Here is a 1,018-nt window from a genome sequence, read left to right on the forward strand (position 1 = left end):
TGTGGGCGACGCTGCTGGGGCTTGAGCAGGCGCCGTTCCGCTCGGGCGCGGGGCCGGTGCGGGCAAGGTGCCGGACGGAGCTTGCGCCCAGCCAATCCCCGGTGCAACCGCGACCGCCAAAACCAAAGCTGCCGTTACCGCAGCACAACCCCGAAGGTTAGAAAACTTGCTCACCATCGTTACCGATCTTTCGCTCAATCTGTTCGACCGCCTCACCAACACGCCGGGTATTAGTAGCGCGTTGCGAATCCGAAAGTGAAGTTCTGAGTGCGGTCATATTTTTGTTTCAGGTACGGAATCCCGAAATCGACCCGGATCGGCCCAAAGGGCGATACCCAGGTGAAACCAATCCCGACCGACGCGCGGATCGATGTCGAATCGAGCGTCCCCGGCCCCGACACATCCGCGCCCCAGGCCGAACCGACATCATGGAACAGCCGCGCGGTAAGCCCCAACTCCTTCGGCAGCCCGAGTGGGAAGGAGACTTCCTGGGTCAGAACATAGTAATTCTGAGCCCCAAGCGCGTCCCCGGTCGCTTTATCGCGCGTGCCGATGCCGCCCGTGCGGAAACCACGAAATTCTTCGCCACCGATGTAAAAACGATCGTTGATGCGAACGTCTTCGCCAAAGCCGACGACATTCCCAAGATTAGCGCGCAGCGACGCCACCACTTCCGGCATGACCGGATAGTAATATTCGCCGCGCAGATTGGTGCGTAGATATTTGGTATCCCCGCCCAAACCGGCGACATCATTTTTCCAAGGAAATGACGTACCCATCGGTCGGATTACGGCGGCTATCGCGGCGATCGAAGGAGATGCTATGGGTCACGAACGACGAAATCGTCGTCCCCGCGCTTTCCCGAACATAGCGCGACGCGTCGTTCTCAATATCGCTGATACTGTCGGAACGCAGCGTATATTTAACGCTTTCGCTCCAATCATCATTCAACTGCCAGCCGAAACCGAAGGCACCCCCGGTCGAGCGCCAGTCGTAGGAACTATATTCCTGCAAATCG

General features: G+C 58.5%; 2 protein-coding genes. Both read right to left on the reverse strand.

Annotation, left to right across the window (positions count from 1 at the left end):
• Window positions 1–230 precede the first annotated feature (230 nt).
• Window positions 231–740: a BamA/TamA family outer membrane protein gene (locus tag VZ95_RS22410; protein ID WP_052711916.1), complete on the reverse strand. Its 510-nt coding sequence runs from the start codon at window positions 738–740 to the stop codon at window positions 231–233.
• A gap of 10 nt (window positions 741–750) precedes the next feature.
• Window positions 751–1,018, reverse strand: a 268-nt coding sequence (locus tag VZ95_RS22415) for a BamA/TamA family outer membrane protein (RefSeq protein ID WP_156995386.1), incomplete at its 5' end; no start/stop codon positions are given.

This window comes from Elstera litoralis (assembly GCF_000963705.1).
GTDB lineage: Bacteria > Pseudomonadota > Alphaproteobacteria > Elsterales > Elsteraceae > Elstera > Elstera litoralis.